Below are 294 nucleotides of genomic sequence, written 5' to 3'. Positions count from 1 at the left end.
GTATATGAAGTTCTATTAATTAGAACCAGTTTTTGCGGTAAACTGTTACAAAATTTAAGGTATAAACTAGTAAGTACAAATAATAATGAAGCGTTTTACTCCCCCAGAAGAATTTCAGCCAAGCTGCTTACAAAGCGGCGCTTTTGAGCATTTGCGCACGTTGTTTAATATACATGAGCAAAAAAATTGGCCTCTGCCTAGCTGGTTTAGCCCACACTTAAACGCAATTAATGCCAATAACTTGGCTATTAGCTTTGTCGATGATGCAAAAATAGATTTTGCTGAGCGTTATTA

At 36.1% G+C, this 294-nt stretch carries 1 pseudogene; it reads left to right on the top strand.

The features are described from left to right. Positions 1 to 85: 85 nt before the first annotated feature. A pseudogene (locus AAEY62_RS21700) lies at positions 86 to 294 on the top strand (DUF3025 domain-containing protein); the annotation flags it as partial.

Source organism: Pseudoalteromonas sp. GW168-MNA-CIBAN-0100 (assembly GCF_040309225.1).
Taxonomy (GTDB): domain Bacteria; phylum Pseudomonadota; class Gammaproteobacteria; order Enterobacterales; family Alteromonadaceae; genus Pseudoalteromonas; species Pseudoalteromonas arctica.
The sequence above is the reverse complement of the archived record's forward strand: the minus strand, read 5'-3'. Positions and strand labels throughout refer to the sequence as shown.